General features: G+C 39.8%; 12 protein-coding genes. All 12 read left to right on the forward strand.

Annotated elements, in window-relative coordinates; genetic code table 11:
- Window positions 1-80 precede the first annotated feature (80 nt).
- Entirely contained in the window at window positions 81-698 is a 618-nt protein-coding gene (locus BrL25_RS21455; RefSeq protein ID WP_018671055.1) for an S-layer homology domain-containing protein, read from the forward strand.
- The gene (locus BrL25_RS21460; protein ID WP_018671054.1) at window positions 698-1,750 is read left to right on the forward strand and encodes a hypothetical protein; all 1,053 of its coding nucleotides are present in this window, start codon (window positions 698-700) and stop codon (window positions 1,748-1,750) included. The genes BrL25_RS21455 and BrL25_RS21460 overlap by 1 nt, the downstream gene beginning before the upstream one ends.
- 10 nt (window positions 1,751-1,760) lie before the next feature.
- On the forward strand, window positions 1,761-5,222 hold the full coding sequence (locus BrL25_RS21465) for a peptidoglycan DD-metalloendopeptidase family protein (protein WP_018671053.1): 3,462 nt from the start codon (window positions 1,761-1,763) through the stop codon (window positions 5,220-5,222).
- A 127-nt stretch (window positions 5,223-5,349) separates the two neighbouring features.
- A complete protein-coding gene (locus BrL25_RS21470) occupies window positions 5,350-5,766 on the forward strand; it encodes a hypothetical protein (RefSeq protein WP_018671052.1) in 417 nt (138 codons plus the stop codon).
- A gap of 2 nt (window positions 5,767-5,768) precedes the next feature.
- Entirely contained in the window at window positions 5,769-6,155 is a 387-nt protein-coding gene (locus BrL25_RS21475; RefSeq protein ID WP_018671051.1) for a DUF8551 domain-containing protein, read from the forward strand.
- Between the two features lie 16 nt (window positions 6,156-6,171).
- Complete coding sequence (locus BrL25_RS21480) at window positions 6,172-8,823, forward strand: PKD domain-containing protein (protein ID WP_018671050.1); 2,652 nt, start codon at window positions 6,172-6,174, stop codon at window positions 8,821-8,823.
- 40 nt (window positions 8,824-8,863) lie between these two features.
- Window positions 8,864-10,285, forward strand: a complete 1,422-nt coding sequence (locus tag BrL25_RS21485) for a hypothetical protein (RefSeq protein ID WP_018671049.1) — start codon at window positions 8,864-8,866, stop codon at window positions 10,283-10,285.
- A 34-nt stretch (window positions 10,286-10,319) separates the two neighbouring features.
- On the forward strand, window positions 10,320-12,155 hold the full coding sequence (locus BrL25_RS21490) for a major virion structural protein (protein WP_018671048.1): 1,836 nt from the start codon (window positions 10,320-10,322) through the stop codon (window positions 12,153-12,155).
- A 21-nt stretch (window positions 12,156-12,176) separates the two neighbouring features.
- Window positions 12,177-15,698, forward strand: coding sequence for a hypothetical protein (locus tag BrL25_RS21495; RefSeq protein WP_018671047.1), 3,522 nt, complete (start codon window positions 12,177-12,179; stop codon window positions 15,696-15,698).
- Window positions 15,674-16,792 (forward strand): hypothetical protein, encoded by a 1,119-nt coding sequence (locus BrL25_RS21500; protein ID WP_018671046.1) that lies wholly within the window; start codon window positions 15,674-15,676, stop codon window positions 16,790-16,792. The genes BrL25_RS21495 and BrL25_RS21500 overlap by 25 nt, the downstream gene beginning before the upstream one ends.
- A gap of 15 nt (window positions 16,793-16,807) precedes the next feature.
- Window positions 16,808-17,641, forward strand: a complete 834-nt coding sequence (locus BrL25_RS21505; RefSeq protein ID WP_018671045.1) for a hypothetical protein — start codon at window positions 16,808-16,810, stop codon at window positions 17,639-17,641.
- A 74-nt stretch (window positions 17,642-17,715) separates the two neighbouring features.
- The gene (locus BrL25_RS21510) at window positions 17,716-18,948 is read left to right on the forward strand and encodes a hypothetical protein (protein ID WP_018671044.1); all 1,233 of its coding nucleotides are present in this window, start codon (window positions 17,716-17,718) and stop codon (window positions 18,946-18,948) included.
- The last annotated feature ends 38 nt before the right edge of the window (window positions 18,949-18,986 follow it).

The following is an 18,986-nucleotide window of genomic DNA, read 5'->3' on the forward strand; positions in this document are numbered from 1 at the left end:
CTTTTCGTATGGAACGAGTAAAACTTTCCTGAATTCTAACCCTAATCCAAGTCTAAAAGCTCTAACAAGGAGGTAGTAACGTGACCCAACAAAACAGCTTTCATTCAGAGGATTACATATATAAAAAGCGTCTCTTTTATGATAATGGCATACGTTTTACCGAGGTAAAAGCAAAGCTTATCAATGATTACAAACCACCTTCTCCTAGTCTAAAAACACATGTAAATCAGACACTGTCGTCTTCTGCTGGATTGATCAGTCATGGAACCTCTCATTATACGACGACGCTTACTTTATTGTTTTACAGTAAAAAGGAATTTGCTGACTGGTTACAGTTTAGTGGAGCTAAGCATCGTTACTATGATGAAAAAGGAACGATTTATGTCGGGATTCTTACAGGGGAACCAGACATTAACACAGCTGAAATGGAAACGAAGTATATTGTGACAATTGGGCTTTCCCTTATCCGTAAGCAAGAGCACGAATACCGATATATCAATCAATTTATTGATATGGAGAAGCATTGGGCAAAAACATATGTTGACGAAATGCAACAGAGAGGATTAATCGCTAACTATGAAGATGAAGGTGAAGCGGTTTCTTATTTCCGACCTGACAAAGTATGTACACGAGCAGAAGGAATCACCTTTTTGATGAGGACATACCGTCATATTGATCGGATTCTAAGGGGGTATTAATGGTGCGGCGTTGGATTGATATTGATCCACTAGATTGGTTTTATCGAGACTTATTGGAAGCTACTCGTCTTCATCTCGACGGTGAAGGTACACAAAGCTTTATCGATGGAATGTATTATGATGCTTTCGAAAAGGGCTATGAGCGCATGGTCAAGCGCTTTGTTACCGTGGATGGGCAAGAGGAATTTCTCGTGCCTGATTATAAGGTGCATGATGATAACCCTATTTTTGTGATCGTACATGGAATTGAGGTTCAGCCAGAGAAGGTGGAAAATGGAAAAATCACGATGTCGAATCCGATGTCAGGGGGAATTGAGGTCGTCTGCATTGCTTTTGGAAAGCCTAAATATAAACAAGTAGGCTGTGTATATACCCCTTTTAGCACCTGCGGAGAAAATGATGTTCACATGCCATCTGCGGATGTAATGAAAAAATCTCAATATACGTTTAGCTTACGTTTAAAGCCGGAAGCTTGCACTGTACTAGGTGTAAAGCTAAAACGCAAGCTAGTAGATATTCAACCAGGAGACAATCCTGAACAGAAAATCAATGAAGCTATTGGATTTAATCGGGATGTATTTGTAATACATGCAGGACGAGTTTATCTACCATACAGGTATAATGGCTATCCAGCAAAAGTGACGTATAACTACAAGGTAGGTGGGAAATTCAAAACCACGACAGACACAGTGATTGTAGAGTCAGGATGTGTACGTTATAATGATCGGTTTTTTCCAAAAGTCCAATTGAGAAGATTTGAATTTATGGTTTTTCTACAACGGATGAGAAGAAGCTTTTACAATCGATTTACAGATAAGGAGTACAAGCCTAATCCATCTCCAACTCGTTACATCACCGATCGGGATACCTTTTCTGGTAAGTGGTACGAGACGGATGTGATTGATATTTTAGAGGAAAGATTTTTGGACGGATGCTATGCATTTCCATTATATGAGGATGAACGTTTTGAACCCGAAGAATGTATAACTCGTGCTGAAGCAATCGTTTTTCTCAATCGTTTCATTGAATGGGCAATAGAAAGGTTTAGGTAGGTGATACAAAATGGCTTTTGTAAGTGATGTGAACTATCCTTCCTCCAGAATACTGGAATCTATTATGAGACGGGTAAGTGCGTATGGTACACAACCACGTGTAATTATAGAGCTAGATAAGATGTCATACGTGCCTGGATTTCGGCAAAAATATGATGCCGTACAGTACGTGTATGATTCAGTTGTAGGAAATATGCTGTCCATCGATGGGATTACCCAATTGACTAGCGAAACAGATGGTACACCAATTAACGCCCCGACCGAACTGATTAATACAAGTATGTCAATGCCAATTTTGTCAAGCAGAACGATGAAAGGTAAAAAGAATGACAATACTCATATAAATGGGATGCTGATTACAGATTGGCATGACTCCGATCCAAGGTGTTCCCGAAAAAGGCATAAAGGGATCGATTTGGACTGTGAAAAAGGAGACTATATACATGCGGTATGGGGAGGTCGTGTCGTTCAAGCAGGATGGTTAAATGGTTACGGTGCCGCTGTGTACATTGATCACGGAAACGGTTGGTCTACTCGTTATGCTCATATGAAACCGAACCATTTGTTAGTTACAAAAGGGGAAACGGTTCATGCAGGTCAACCAATTGGGATTGGCTGGAATTCGGGACTCGTGATTAAAGGAGGGGGAGGTGACGGTTCACATCTCCACTTTGAGGTACGACATAATGATCAAGATCTAAATCCAGAGCCATTCTTACGAGGGGAAAAGGTGATTCAGGCACCAGTACGCATTCATTCAACAACACAAAATTCCTTGCAATCAGCAGGCTCATCTGTTGAGTATTCGATGGAAGCGACTGCGTATCATGCAAAATGTACGGGGTGTACAGGTATTACAAAAGGGGGAACGGATGTTAGTGTCTGGAAAAATGATAAAATCATCGCTGTTGATCCCTCTATCATACCTCTTAAGAGTAAAGTAGAAGTTATTGTCGATGGTGTTAGCTGGGGAGAATACCTTGCAGATGACATTGGTGGAGCGATCAAGGGTAACAAGATTGATATTTTAATGGAGAACGATCAAAAGTGCAGGGCATTTGGAAGAAAACAAGTTCTGGTTCGGGTAAAGAACTGGGGAGATGGTAGGGTACGCAATTCAGATGGACAGATTAATCACACCATTTCTACCTATCAATTTAATCGGACAACAGAAAAGATTTCTTATCATAAGGATTTTACCCTGAAAAAGACGGCATTAGATCCCACTAAGTATACAGAGGTAGTGGGTGCTGAGCAGTATATCGATTACGATTCTCACAATAAATCCTGTCATCTCCTTGGATTTAAGAAAACGAATACAGCTGGACAGGTTAAAAAATTCACCTTTGAGCACGACTGGTTTAAGGCTGGTAGTTTAGGCTGGGCGTACATGGCTAATATGGAATTAGAAGATGTGGTTCAGATCAAGGTAGATGGGATCGTAGTAGTTACGATTAAGGGGATGAATGCCAAGTATGGGATAGCATATCCACCATCTATCCCCGTTCCAAAAGGAAAACACAAAATCGAGTTTTCTTTATCAAATCCTTCCAAAGCTTCTACAGGTCGTTTCGGCATTCTTTTCTTAAAAGCACGTGAGTTCGATGTGGAATCTATTAACAGGAAAACGGTTTGGGATTACGAAGATACGATGAGCTCCGCGAAGAACTGGCTTACCTATCAACAAGCAGATGTTAAAGATAATGGTGATTATCAAACCATCACGACCAAGGGTAAGGAAGCAGGTTTAGAGCGAGTGGGACGCGTGAAAGGCTTCCCATTTACTATGCAATTTAAGGTCAAGCTTGACACAAATTCCCAAGGGAGGGTATATATCTCCGATGGAAAAAAAGTATATCAGATCGAGATTACCGATGAAGGGATCGGCACCAATGGTGGAACGTATAAAATAGACAACAAAAAGGATTTTGTGGAGTATGTTGTCGTTTGTCACAATGAAACAGATATGGATGTGTACGTTAAGAAGCTACTCCCCGATGATAAAGAAAAGTGGGAAAATACGGGAGTACGTGGAACGGCTGTTCCATATGGGACAAACCGTATTTTGTTTGCTGTTACTAAAGGAGCACTTCACCTTACAGATGTGAAGTATGCATTTGATAATTATGCTATTGAACAGTTTGCTACCCACATTGAGAATATGTACAAAGAAAAATGGTATGAGGTAGGGAGTTTTCAATATGAGGATACGTTCCTATTAGAGAATGACATCATGTCATGGGAAGTGAACTCTCATCTAGATACCTCCTCTACTACTGCTGCTATCACGCTAAATAACGCAACAGGCCAATATTCTCCTACATTTGAGCGAAATACCATTTTTCCTGATACCTATAAAAATCTTCCGTCTCCCTATTCATATTGGGAGGAAGGAGAAATGCGCCATGTTATTAGTGAAGGGACGCCTATCCGAATCTATGCTGGCTATGGGGAAGATGTGGTTCGCATTTTTACAGGACTGATTAAGGGAGAAATTGAAGAGGACGCCGAGGCTAAAACCATCACCTTTCATTGTGTTGATCGATACGATGTCTTAGAAGAATTTGTATTTTACAAACCGATGTCCTATCCACCAGAAGAAGCATATGCAGGTGATGGAGGAGCATTTGCATGGTTAAAATCTAGTATTGTTGAAGATATCGCAGTTACAGCTGGATTAAGCAATTGGCGTATTCATTATGAAGATACGAAATATCCCGATTATGAAATTGAGGATACGGTCTACATTGATGTCAATAAAGGAAAGAACACCTTTATGAAATTTAACAGGAAGACAAATGAATTAGAGGCAGTTACCCAAGAAAGCGTGAAAACAGTGGGGGGATGGCAAAATCCTTTTGTTGCGTCTGTCACCTTCCAAGCAGGGACCAGAGCGGCAGATGCCATTCAGTCATTGCTACAAGATATGCCCTATAGAGTCTACTGTGATCGATATGGAACCTTTCATGTGAAACGTCTTTCCTTTCTGGATGTTCCCCAATGGCAAATGATAGATTCAACGAAATGGGACTTTGTCGATAGTAACAACTTACTAGAAATGACCTCCTCTACGGATTATTCTCGTATTCGGAATCACTTGATGATTTGGGGTTCAGCAGGTTCAGTAGAGCATTTTTTTGATAAGGGTTTATTGGTGGCAACGAAAGGAAGTATTCGAACAGCAGGTATGCATATGCCTTGGATTGAGGAAAAGGATGGAGCTACCATGCGTGGGCTTAAGGAAGAGATTGCCAATAAAATTTTCTTTGATATGAAACGCCAAGCTAGAACAAAAAACGTAGTAGTCAAAGGCAATCCATATATTGAATTGCTGGACGGTTGCTACGTCTATGACGAAAATACCTACACAGCAGGCTACTATCTGATTAAGGGAAACAGGCTTGTTGGCAATGAGAATGGTATGGTTAACTTTTTGGAACTTACCTGGCATTCTTTACCACAGCCTACATAGCTCAAAACTTTAGTTCCCTTGTATCCTTCTTTCTCCATTTCAATAAAAAAGCAAGGAATGTTTACGTATCAAACGATAACTGTTCCTTGCTTTTTCTTATATTGAAATAGAAGCTGAGGTGTTGATTATGTTCAATCGTAACTTTACAAACGCTAATGAAGTTTTCCCCATTATAGACCTGATTAGAAGAGAGATGAAAAAAGGAGGGTTATACGCCGGGGGGGACGACCTTACCATTGTTCAGAGCGGGAGAGAGCCTGAGGTTGTGAGTGTAGAAGTACTGCGAGAAATGACATCACATCCGTCACTGGTTACTACCGTTATTTATACATATGACAATGGAGCAATTGAAAAGCTTAGTCTTGAAAGAGATGAAAGCTTAATGATCACTGGTTTTTTAATCGAGGTAGAGCTTTCCTCCATAGTAAATGAGGAGTTGGAGGAAGAGACAGACATGCAAGCTTTCAAAGCAATACAAGGCAGCATTATTCGAGAAAATGGTCTGTTTAAAAGTCTTCAACTTGACTATGTAAGGGCGGTGTAGGCGTGTCTAGTGGTGCTAATTTTGCTAGTTATGTTGTTGGCGGAAGGTTCGATCCACCTTTTATGCCAACGAAAACAGCCCCGTATATTGAGGGAATCATTCTTACATCCAAGGGGCTTGGAAAGACAGATCATACATTATCGATTGCTGAGGATAGTGAATTACTTTCCATTGCAGTTGGAGTTTCCCATTATGAAGCTAAGGATTTTTGGAATTTTTATGTAAATAATCAATTGATTTGCAAGAACATTTATACAAAGGATTTACCTGAGGGGATGTATTTAACAGCTCTTATACCGTGTTCGGCGGGAAGTACATTCTATTTTGAATTTTTTAATGAAGGTGGAAAAAATAAATATATTTGGGTTAATTACCAAATGTTGAGATAGTGAGGGAGAAGATTGTATGTCTGATGCTCACCCTTGGCTTGATGTCATGCTGACTGAAAAACATTTGCTTGAAGGTTTAGCTGATCTATGTATAGCGAATGGTTGGAGAAAGGAAGCTGAATTTCACAAAGTAGTGTACGCATCTCGACTGACCAAACCAACTATTGTTCGGTTCTTTTTACCCTTGGCTCGCCCCGATGTTGATATTCCCAAGCTAGCTTATCCAGATGATTTTTATATTTATTTGGATGGCAAATTAATGCCTAGTACGTATTATAGCGTAATAGAGAAGGCAAATGGAGGCTTACGAATTGAATTCGAACCAGGTGTGCAGGGACAAGCTGCGATTTACTATAGCGAGATAGAGGGTACAGAGGAGTTTGAGTTTTACGTTGCCAAACACTATATCCTACGGAACATCTCGGGAAACTTGTTTGGAATGGCCGTACTTGGAAAGGTAAAGGAACAAATTTATAACACAGGTGAAAGAGTACCCTTTTCTGTTTATCATCCAGCTGCAGATTGGGGTACACAACTTATGCCGCATGACACAGGCATTTTTTCTTGGGCAATTAAAAAAGTGGAGGAAGAAGACCTGTATGAACGACATACGTTATATTTCTACCAACTGGATAAATTTATAGTAGGCGGCAATATGATCGTAGGCTGGCAAGATCCGAAAGAGTTTCAACGAGTTGCGTTAGACGTAGAGGTTCAATCGTCGATGTGGGGATTACAATCCAAGTCCCAAGCATTGCAATTTAAAGTCACAGAGCAGTATCCGCAATTTTACCAATCTCCAATCGTTACTTCAAGAACCCGAATTCCACAGCTAGAAAGCATTGATACTATCGGAGGTTTACACGTAAAATACACCAACTGGTGGAGCGATAGCAATGTGTTTGTTAGAGGTTTTGTAGATGGTAAATCGCTCATGTTTATCATTATCTCAGATACTGCACCTGTATGGAATAGTAATGCGGTACCTGCTATCCCTCTTTATATGGGAGATTTTGATATAGAGGGCGAGATGGAGGAAGTTCTGAAGAGAGATCTTGTCTTTGATCTTGACCAAGCATCGCGCAAAAAAATAACTATCGTGTCCAATAATCCAATGAAATCACAGGGGTCAAAAGTCAAAGTCTGGTTATCTGGGGATGTAAATGGGGATGAAGGTGAGCTTGTAAAGGTCTCTGTAGAAGGGGTAGAGGTAGGAGTTTTTCATACAATTGACTATCAGAGTCCAGTTGATATAAAAACGGATGCAGAGTACCTAGGAGAGTTTGATGTTTTTGGAATAGACGATAAGAGCACTATTACGATTGAGGTTCAGAGTACTGCTGGGGTAAACGCATATCCTCCTGTATCAGCCCGCATATGGCTTGATTTTACTATTTATACAGATAAGGGTGGTAAGCCAGCAGCTTTGTTCTCTGGTTCTGCTTTAAATAAAAAAGGGGCAAATGTAGACAACGCATTAAGGGCTTCTGCCACATTTGATTATGATGATTACGATGCAGACAACTGGCAAGATACCTTGTTACCCATTTTAAAGGAATATCCAGTCCATCCGAGTAACGGGATCGATTCTGTCATGGTAAAAAGAACGAAATACGGCGCACGTTATCAATCCTATTATTTTTCTTGGAATGTTCCGCCTAATAACATGCCTCCCTTGCGTGAAACCAAAAAGAAAGAAAAACATCCAAGAGCTTGGAACAACTATATGCACGAGCTATACAAATATCAATTCAGCCCTTCCAGATATAGTGAAAAAGCACATGCATCCAAAGCTATGCTGATTCATCCAGAAGATGGAGCTCATGGAACGCTACGACATGTTATTTTTGTATCTCCCTTAACTATAATGAATGGTGATGAATTAACTGTAGCCGATCAATACTGCGATATAGACGGAATGCATAAACATTTAATCTATTCCTACTACCTAGTGGAGGGAATTTCTCCCATGACGAAACGACCTGGAACTCCTTTTCGTCCAGCAGGGCTCGGGATTCTAAAGGAAGGAAACATTACGCTTCCTCCAATTCCCCCCGATCCACCGCCGCCACTGCCATTCGTGGTATCCATTTCACCATCCTTTTCGAAAATAAAGACTGGAGAATCCGTTAACTTTACATCAAGTTATAGTAGGCATTCGCCCGTTCTACATTTTGAATGGAATGGATCGGAAGACCACCATAAGGGGAGTTATTCAGTAGATCAGGCTCAATTTACATTCAAGCAGAGTGGAACCTACACGGTAACACTAACGATTGTAAATGAACAGGGGCAAAAAGGGAAAGCGTCGGCAACGATTGAAGTTATAGAGCCGCCACCACCACCACCTCCGCCACCACCTCCAAACACGCAAAAATGTGGCAAACTGGCAGAATCGGGCGGAGGACAGCGGACGGAAAAATATCATGAGCTCGGTTCAAATGGAGGGAATGTTGTTATTGACTACGACATGTACGGAGTGCCTGATCGTATGGATGTCTTTTATCAAGATAATCTAGTGGCTAGTACTTATGGAGAAGTAAGTAACAAAGGGAGCTTGTCGTTTCAATATAATCCATTTGGTGGAATAACCCAGATTAAGGTCGTCGTATCATCAAGCAGTTCGGGTACTCAATGGGAATACTTGGTGCATTGCCCTAGTCCATAGGAATAGGGGATTTAAATAAAACATATAAGGGGTGTATGATATGCCTTTCATTGACACGACTGCTGCTACTTTTTCACCGAAAGTAACAGAGTCTGATTTACAAGCACGATTAGGTGATCTGCTCGCGACAGCAGGCTGGAGCGTTGCGGCTAACTTTAAGAAGGTCATTTTTGATGCAAGCTTAACAAATCCAAGGTCGACTAAAACCCCCAGTAATGTGTATCGAATAACGGTTGCTGAGCATTTTATTTATGCAAATCAAGAAAATAAGATGTTTGGAATTGCGATTACTGGCTCTTGGAGTCCAAAACTACTGGAGTATAAATTCAGACCTGATAAAGATGCGATTGCTGATTTTGCTGATTGGACAACCAATGAATTCAGAAAATATCGGTCTCCTCAAACACTATTTGTCTACATGGTTGAAGACCTAAAGGGATTGACTCTAAATTATTCAGATGTTGTCTTAGCTTGGGATACAAGTCTAGAAAAGGAACAATTGCGCGCAGCAGTCGATATTGAGGTTGAATCCAGTAAATGGAGTGATTCTGGATCGTCGAATGTTGTATTCACAATTGACAAGGCTGAGGGAGGCCGAATGCAATCACCTGTAATGCAGGCTGGTCTTCGTACTAATTTATTAGAAAAATATTTCGAACCATCTTACAATTCTGCTGTTCAGTTTACGAACTGGTGGGCTGATTCTGAGATATCAATCAAAGGTACTCTTTCAAAGACGAATGCATTCTTTGTTATGCAATGCGATAATGTGCCTGCACCTGAAGGGAACTTAGTACCAAGTATTCCGTTTTACTTTGGCAAGCTGGATCCAATTGAAGAAGGCGACAATGCTTACGCCTTGTTTGTTGGTAGTGTACCTATTGAGAAAAATCTCAAGGATATTACGGAATATGATTACGACAATACAGCAACTCGTCAACCCAATATTATGCCGTTGCTCAAATCGTATCCAAAATTCCCTGCTAACGGGCTGGATAACGTATGTGTACATCGTGGTAAGCTGGGTGCTCGCTATCAGGCACACTATTTGTCCTGGAATGCACCACCAAATCAGATGCCACCAGAACGATCTTCAGTCGATGGAAAACGAGATTACCCGCGAGCTTGGAATAACGCAGAGAATCCTTTATATAAATACAATTTTAATCCGTCTCGATATAGTAGTAAGGTTCATACTTCCAAAGTATACGTAATCCACCCTGAGGAAGGTGTGCGTGGAACGCTAAAAGATACCATCGCTTTGGCTGCATTCTCCTTTCATGCAAATAAATTACGAGTCAAAAAAGCTCATTGTCCAGACGAATTTGACGTGTACCGCTATTTCATGGTAGAAGGTGTTTCTCCTCTTACCAAGAAGCCAGGGACTCAATTCCGTCCTGCTGGGATTGGCTTGTACCTGAACACGGTTGATAAAGAAGGAAAAGAAATCCCTACTCCTTAGGATTAGGTAAAACACGTAGAGAGGTGAATGCGTAATGGCATGGTTTGATGGAGATTCTACCATTCAGTTGTTTCCTGATAAACTTGAAAAATTATTTAATGATCATGGGTGGCAAACTTATGTAAAATATCGCGCGCTAACAGATCATGCAAGAAGAGTCACAACAAAATTTGCAGATGTACGATTGTTTCGATCCGTTGGAAGTGATGGTCAAGTTCGAAATTTTGGTATGGTATATGGCTACGGTGGTAAATTCAAGAAGCCTGGTGAAGTAGATTATATTTCACAAAATTCAGTGTTAGGTGAAGCTACTTTGCTTACGGGTTCAACAACCCAATTGCAAGTCATTGTTTACCCTATCGAAAAAGGATCACTAATGCTTTACAAAAATGGAGTATTTGTTGATAAAGCAGAGTATAAGGTGGAGGACTTTACTGGAGTTATTACTCTCAATTCTCCGACAGAACCTAATGATAAATTCACGGTTTCCTATGCCCCCGCACCAAATGCCCCTGATATGCCCAAAAGATTGTATTTCTTTACCTATGATGATGTTCGAAGCGAGAAGATTGTTCAAGGAATGGATGGCAATGTAAAAGTAGGTGATCCTGAATCAATTTTGCCTGATGGGGATGGCACCAAACGAAGCTTCCCGATTCCAACAGTAACTACAATTAAGGAAGGAACGGTACGTCTTTATATAAACCAGATTGAAATTTCGCCTGAGGAGTACGACGTAGATTACACGACGAACACAATCAAAATTCTTTCCACTCGTCCAGCTCCTGATTTGGGGGCAGAGCTACATGCTTCCTATGTACGTGTGTTAGTTGGAACTGGAACAAAGACAATTAACTATGGCGATATCTTAGTGAAAAAATTTGATCCAGATGATGGTAAATCTATGATGGATGGTGTATATTCTGCCATTACTTATATTTATCCATCCATGCCAACTGCCTTGTCCTTTACTCCTTTAGATCATTTTGATCGAGGTTGGCAACGTGACTCTACTATGTTTTATTGGGGAAATATGACAAAGGATCGAATCGTTTTATTCCTGCGTCCTGATCCAACAGCGGGTCCTGAGAACACCTATTATGCTCCTTTATATATTGGACGTATGACAACGCTTGGTAAGTCTCCACGTAAAAATCATGTGATTATGTCAGGGTGTCGTCCAAAAGATGAGATTAAATGGAAGAAGGATATGAAATTAGGAGCTCTGTTCGTTGACTTTGGTAACCATACCTCCAATGGTAATAGTAGTGTACAGTTGCAACAATCTATTGGTGGTACGTATTACCAAGAGCATTATCTAGCTTTTATTACACATGACAAAATGGTTGATGAAGGTGAGTCACGCTTCAATCCATCTGTTTATAGTGGGAAATATCATATTTCGCCAATGTATGTAGTACATCCAAACGATGGTTTTGTTGGTAAGCTGGATGAGTGCTATGCTATCCATCCAAAAAATATCTCTCAGTTGGACGAGCTAGAAGTAATTGAGACTTCTGAAAATGAAGATCTGGGTAAAGGAGATGGAGTGAAGAAAACCTTCCATCTCTCCCACCAACCTTCACTAAAAGATGATGGGACCCCTTTCAAGCTGGAGGTAAAAGTAGATTGTACGATGATGGTGCTTGGAACGGATTATACGCTTGATTTTGAAACAAAGAGAATTGTGTTCTTGGATGGAAAAGAACCTGCGAAAGATGCAGAAATACTTGCTACTTATGACTATAAGCAGCTGTATCGCTATACATTGGCAGATACACCTGTATGTCCTTTAACGTTAGCAACCATAAGCCCGTTTGCACCTATCGGTCTTGGTATCCTAAAAGACACACTTGTTAAAAACAGCTAATAAGGCGGGGAGGTTGGCGGTGTGCTGAATGGTAAAAAATCTTACCTAATCAGTTTCACCGCCCTTTTTTCTAAAAAGGGCTATGAACTGGCGTTTGGTATAGACACAGTTTTTGATGGGATCAGAAATACTAAATACCATTTAACAGCCCCTGTTTACAGTACTTATAGAAGCCTTAAATTGGATACCTACAAGACGGCAAATAAAGTCTCTTATTCCGCTACCGGTCTGCTTGGAAAAAACATGAAGTTGGCTTCTAACGTGACAGAAGTGGAGGGAGTAGAAGTAGAGTCAGTCTTTGGTAATGTCGTATCCTATCTTACGGACATCTATAGATACAGTAACGGGGAACATGCAGTGATCGACAGTAACAATCATTGTTTGCAAGAAGTAACACCATTTTTAAATGTCCAGAAACAGATCGACAGAAGTACAAAAGCTGATTCTACTTTACACGCTAAAAGCGAACAAACGGTCTTAGCAGAGACATTCGTTCCTGTTTATCAGTCAACTTTTACCTATGGATTAACAAGTCTGGAAGTCAAGAATCAGCTTACTATTAGTGCTGTAGGGTATGAACAAGATACTCATACAGCTACTAATTCTTTTGCAGATAAAATCTTGAATACTTATAAAGCATTGTTGGAAAATCAGGAGCTTGCATCCACAAGCAAGAGGCTAGATACTTCTCAACCTGATCAACTGACGAAAAGTAAAATGAAGAAGATAACCTATGAGGGTAAAGAAGTGCTCTCGTCACAAAATACTCTTTCTGAAGAGGTGGGAGAGCTACAGGATACATGTCTGTTCAACAAGGTTGATTACGACGTAGAGAATCAAGCCAGTAAAGCTGCTCTCCGTATTAAGGGTGATATATTTGACAAGGAATGGGAACAGAATGCTCTTGGATATAGGGAGTCCATCTATGATGTAGATAAATTACATGATGTAACTGATACGGCTAGACAAGCCTCTTATCTAGCGGATTGTACGGATAAGAAAGCAGCTAAGCCCGTTTTTGATTATAAAGAACAAATTGTGATTGAAACCTTACGTAATCCTATAAAAAAAGATACCCATGATGTATATTCTATCGTTCCTTTTTCTGACAGTGACTCTTTATCGATGCAAGCAGATACAAAAGAACCTCAGAATTTAATCAATGGACTAGCTTCTGAATATGTGCCTGGAAATGTTTCTGGTTCAATACAAAGCTATTTAAAACGAGATAGTGGGGTAACGATAGAAAAATTCTCTATCTCAAATTTGGGAACTGATTGGGATATTGATCATCAAACCTCCGTTGCTGTAGAGGGACTAAAGAGCCTGTTCGTCCAAACTCCCGAAATTAGTAGAATGAGCCGCTTATTAGAAATTATGTATGGTGACAAAGCATTTAAGATGATCGAAGCAGGCATGGAAAACGTGATTAAGCATACAGTGATGCAAACTACTACAGATGTAGATATTCACTCTATCTCTCAAACAGTAATACAACATTTACTGGAGGGTAATAGCAGTCATTCCTCAGATTCAGGAATTCAAAAATTTGTACAAGGTCTGGCTACTTATACCAGCGATGTCCAGATAGAGAGTGAAGAGCTTGGACAAAACCAGATTAAAGCGGATGGCTTTGAAGATAAAAAAATAGATGCGTTTGTAAGTACTAGTAGAAAACAGGCTTCTGTTAACTGTTTTGTATCTACAGCGCATAGCAACTTTAAGCACCTAGTAAATAACTCTATATTTATATCTGGTCAGTCTGCACGAGCGCAATACTCAGATTCACCAGGAAACATAATCCAAGGTTCAGTAGAAAACCCTATCTTTTTAGATGTAGATCATACTGTCTTTGTAACGAAAAACCAAAATTGTTTGGGTGACATGGAAGAGCTGATTTCGTCGAATAGTGGGTTTACTCGTGAAATAGATCATCATCAACTACTGATAGCAGAAGTAAGAAAAGACATAGCTTCTGAAAATCCGATAAACAGTACAAAGGTAAAAGTTATAAATGATGTAGATGTAGGAAATTCATTGAAATTAGATATTGGAAATAAGAAGAAGGAAGCAGAAGCTTTCATGCTCGAAGAAACATGTGGTAGTGGTATTCATTCTCGTAGTGATGCGATATCTCATAATGGAGTATCTGTCTTTAAAAATGATTTTGCTAATGCAGATACACAGAAAATTGATTTAAGCTTTGTTGGTTTTACTGAAGATACGCAGCAAGAAACCATACGATGGATAGACAAATGGATGGATCAAGAAAGTGAATATGAGCCTCAGTATACCGCACATTCAAGTGGAAGCGTACATGCTGTAGTAGAAGAAAGCGAAAAGGTCCGCAAGGGAACAGATTTGCCTATTGCTACGCTTGAGAACAAGGAGCTAGGGACAAAAGCTTCCTATGTAGATAGTATTCTTGATTATACAAAACAATCCAAACGAGAGTATACCAATAATGGATTGCTTATTTTCCTAACAGAAAGCACTTCTTCGATGGAAGAGGATTCGAGTGAAGTAGATTCGACAGAAACAGCAGATTATGTAATCAATTATGAAACAGTAGAGCAACGCCCAGAAATAGCCGACTATGTAACGAACTACGAAGCATCGGAGCAACGCCCAGAAGCAGCCGACTATGTAATAGATTACAATCATATAGCTGTAGATAAACCAGAATCAGGCTCATATGAAGTTAATTATGATACTAACACGAGTGACATAGAATTGGGCACCTATAAAGAAAAAATCCTGGATACCTTTACTTCTGTAAATGATACAGCATTTGTACAACAATGCTCCTATGATTCTATTTTCGTGGAATGGAATAGTGGCGATAGACAACAGCTTACTCTGGATGCCATTTCAAATAGTCAGGAATCAGGAGAAATCAATAAACTTGACAACGCGAACCTCCAGAACATGGAGTTTGCTTCCTATGATAAAGGTTTGTCCACTGTAATAGAGGAAATGACGATGCAACAAGTAGGAGAAAACATCTATGATGCACATGTGGAAAACGCCGAGAGCTCTGGGGCGGATACCATTTCTTTGAGCGTTACTCAAAAGTTTGAAATGTCATATATGGATGGAAGGAACAAGTTGGGAGTTTTACAAGATCAAGTACATGCAACAGATGACGGTGGATCTATTCAAACCACTATTAATCAAGATACGAAGGCCAATTCCATTACAATGACTCAGGACAGCCAAGTTCACATCAATACAGATGGTGTACGGAAGAAGAAACGAATTGTAACTCATCTCCAAATAGCAGAACAGTCAAGCAAACGTAAACGTGTTTATCCAACACTCTTGTCTCATGCTTTAAAGGGTAAGCGTATGAAAAATGTAATAAAAACAGATCTGATTCAGCCTGAAGAAGCAAGAAGACCTAATAAAAAGATTAATACAGTTCTAGAACAAGGATCGAGAGCTACCAATGAAACCATCCCTTCTTCAACAAAACGTAAAATTTGGATGATTCTTGGTAAAGTTGCTTCTTGGAGCATATGGAACTGGAAGAAAACAAGGTAGGGGAATTTATGGGAATTTACAAGAAATGGAGTGGTTTGATTTTTGATGATAAGTTTGATAACGGGAGTATTCACTCTTGTTACAACTTATCTCCAAGCAACGCCTGCTCACTTGATCGTAGTAAGAATCAGCTGGTTATGACCCATACAGATTTGGAAACATCGGTGTTGTTCAATGTACCGAAGGATGAACATACCCTAATGTTTGAGGTAACAGCTGATTATGTCCCAACGGAGCTTGGTGATGAAGGTGGTATTCTCATTTGGCAAGATGGGTATCATCGACTAGAGTTTCTTGAGAGCAGAGATACGACAGTAAAGGAATACAGTAGATGGCGAGCCTATAAAAAAGGGAATAAATGGACTTTTTTTGCTAACCGAGGATATGGCTGGGAGTTATTTGATACAGATGATATAGTGGCTGAGAAGATGGGGGTTGTTGTCAAGAATCCCTCATCATCAGGCTATATGAATCTAAATATTGATCGGCTAATCGTATGTAAGGATAGCAAAATCACAATTGGAAATCTACCACCAGGATTTTCTGTATTTTTGTGTGATACGGATGGCTATACCGTTGCTTCTTCGACCTTAGAAGAAAATTGGACAGGAGTTGAATTAGAGCTCCCGACCTTGTCCTACCACGGCATGATTCGAATCTATGATTCCACAGGTACACTCTTGTCCAGTCTGGGACCTGTTGAAATGTATGGTGGGGATGTCTTTTTATACGGGACAGACCTGCGGGTACTTTGGAAAGGCGTTGAACTAAGCTCTACAGGAGAAACCTATCTGGGCACCATGTACGAAAAAACAATTATCGTTCAGATGGAGCTGCACAATCCGTCTTCCAATAAAACAGCAACAAGTATTTCCATGCGTATTTTAAAATACCTAGAGGAATTTGGATATGAGTGGGCTGATATTTGTCATGATGACGGATCAAATATGCCGACGAACAATTATTCTCAAACCCTTGATATGGGGGACTTAGCTCCACTCACTAGTAGGAAGTTTTGGATGAAGGTAGAGAAAAAAAGTGAACGCTTTGGATTAAAGCCATTGCACTTCATTCTGGATATTAATCATTTGTAAGGAGGGTGTTTGGGGATGGCAGGAACTAAAATGACTCTACGTCGATATGGAAACGAATATCTATATTGGAAGGAACAAGAGATCATTGTAGACCAGGCTTATCTGGATCTCAATCGAGGTTTATTTATTCATTTAACACATCCTTATCAAATGGGTACGAAAATGTTAGATGTATATTTTAATGGTCAACACTTACTTGCAGATGGTGGCTATGAAGAAATAAATGAATATATAATTCGTCTCGATTTAGGTGTTTATCCAGAATTCCATCCATTGATGGGACAAGCTGTACCACTGGTGCTTGGCGATGAGATATTTATACGTACCTGGAAACCTGAATATCGTCAAGGAAGTGGGAGTGGTATCGATGATCTTAGATTTAAAAGACTGGAAGAAGAAATCATTTCAGCAAGAAGATATAAAACAAGCGACTTGCCTTTCTTTTCTATAGACGACAGACTTGATCATATACAGGAAAGAGCTCATGTAAAAACGATGGTGTTCGTTTTAAATCGTGTATTTTTAGGGGTAGCAAAGCTTGAGATACGTTTCCCTTTCGATGGGAAGATTCAGGAAGTATACGCTTCTTGCGCTAAATCAGGCATCGGAAAAACCGTATTTCAAATCGAAAAATGCTCGCAAGCTAATTATGATAGCACCCCATCCTGGAAAAATATTTTCCAGAATAAGCTTGTCATAGACAAAAATGAAAAATCCTCAAATACAGCTAATCCCAGCTATAAATTAGCAGAAGATACAATCTTAAAAGATGATCATTTTCGCATTCATGTTAAGGAGTTAGGCGAAGGTATTGAAGGCGTAACAATTGAAATAAAGGTTATAATCTAATTTTACCATCTTCGGAGAATATCTAGTCCTTTATCCCTATAATGATTGTGAATATTTTAAAAGAGGTGATAATAATGGCTGGAACAAGAGGTATTGCTAGATTACGCGGTGAGCAGGTTCATAATAAGATTATGCGAAATAATCATTTTGATTCTGCTAACAAAATTAGTGAAACATATTTAGATATTCAATTTCACAATCACCGGGAAATTCTAGAAGACACAAAGATTGATGTGTTTGTACAAGCAAACAACAAAGAAGTAAAAGGAGTTTCTCAGATTGACGTTACGGCTGACGTTGGTGCTCGTAGTATCTCGACGGGCGTGGATGTAGAAGGAGTTGTACTAACTGAAAAGGTTCAGCTTCGACTGACTGGGAGCGATACACCTATCGGGGATGCTGATTCTGATGTAGTCTATGGTCGACTGGAAGAAGCAGGAGGAGTATTTACTCTTACATTCTTTAGTATTGAAAATGGAGCAGAGCAGTTATATACGTTTGATAAAAAAGCAGAAAATATTGATTATCGCTTTGTTATTCGTACGAATCTATCTGTTATACCAGTGGATGCCATTGTTAAAGGCGGTGCAGGCTTTGTAGAGGGTGCCACAGATGCTAGAGCATACATGAACCTTGTACAGCTTATGAAGGACATCTATGGTAAGGGTGGTACGCTTGATAACGATGGTAATGCCAATCTAGCTACATCCATTGTCCAACAAATCGCTGACGAGGAAAGCACGCGTCAAAATGCTGATAAGGCTATTCGCGATGATTTTGCTGCTACCACTGGTGCCTCTCTTGTAGGAGTTGTTAGCGATCCAAACTATACAGGCCTTACTGTTCAGAAAGTGCTTACTGACCTTGCTAAACGTATAAAAACCGTAGAGCATGGTTCTGATAAAGAGGTTGTAGATGCCCACATTCGTGATGTGGCATCGAAAAATGGTTTGTTTCCAAAAGCTAACTTTACTAGTCTGAAAGAACGTCTTGTTGAGATTGAAAATAAGACAGATATTCGTACGAAAGAGCTAGATGATCGCATCCTTCTGCTTGAAACAGAAGAGGAAGAAGAGTTTTACGAGGCAAAGGGTGGCGAAACAAGCTATTCTCTCACAAAAGGTATGGCAAAAGACAAATCAGTTTTAGTAGCTATTAATGGCCAAATTCAAGTGCCCACGATCAACTTTGAATGTAAAAAAGATGCTTCTAATAGAATTATTGGTATTGATTTTGCTCCAGATGTTTTAAAAGTAACTGACGGAATTCCTGATCTACTTTATATTAGGTACAAAAAATCCGTATAGGCGCATTCGTTTCGCTATATAGAGAAACATCACTGTAA

The sequence above is a fragment of the Brevibacillus laterosporus DSM 25 genome (assembly GCF_002706795.1).
GTDB lineage: Bacteria > Bacillota > Bacilli > Brevibacillales > Brevibacillaceae > Brevibacillus_B > Brevibacillus_B laterosporus.

Bases quoted from the DNA above. Each gene is read 5' to 3' on its own strand.
- BrL25_RS21460 (WP_018671054.1), top strand. From the start codon at position 698: ATGGTGCGGCGTTGGATTGATATTGATCCACTAGATTGGTTTTATCGA.
- BrL25_RS21465 (WP_018671053.1), top strand. From the start codon at position 1,761: ATGGCTTTTGTAAGTGATGTGAACTATCCTTCCTCCAGAATACTGGAA.
- BrL25_RS21470 (WP_018671052.1), top strand. From the start codon at position 5,350: ATGTTCAATCGTAACTTTACAAACGCTAATGAAGTTTTCCCCATTATA.
- BrL25_RS21480 (WP_018671050.1), top strand. From the start codon at position 6,172: ATGTCTGATGCTCACCCTTGGCTTGATGTCATGCTGACTGAAAAACAT.
- BrL25_RS21485 (WP_018671049.1), top strand. From the start codon at position 8,864: ATGCCTTTCATTGACACGACTGCTGCTACTTTTTCACCGAAAGTAACA.
- BrL25_RS21490 (WP_018671048.1), top strand. From the start codon at position 10,320: ATGGCATGGTTTGATGGAGATTCTACCATTCAGTTGTTTCCTGATAAA.
- BrL25_RS21500 (WP_018671046.1), top strand. From the start codon at position 15,674: ATGGAACTGGAAGAAAACAAGGTAGGGGAATTTATGGGAATTTACAAG.
- BrL25_RS21505 (WP_018671045.1), top strand. From the start codon at position 16,808: ATGGCAGGAACTAAAATGACTCTACGTCGATATGGAAACGAATATCTA.
- BrL25_RS21510 (WP_018671044.1), top strand. From the start codon at position 17,716: ATGGCTGGAACAAGAGGTATTGCTAGATTACGCGGTGAGCAGGTTCAT.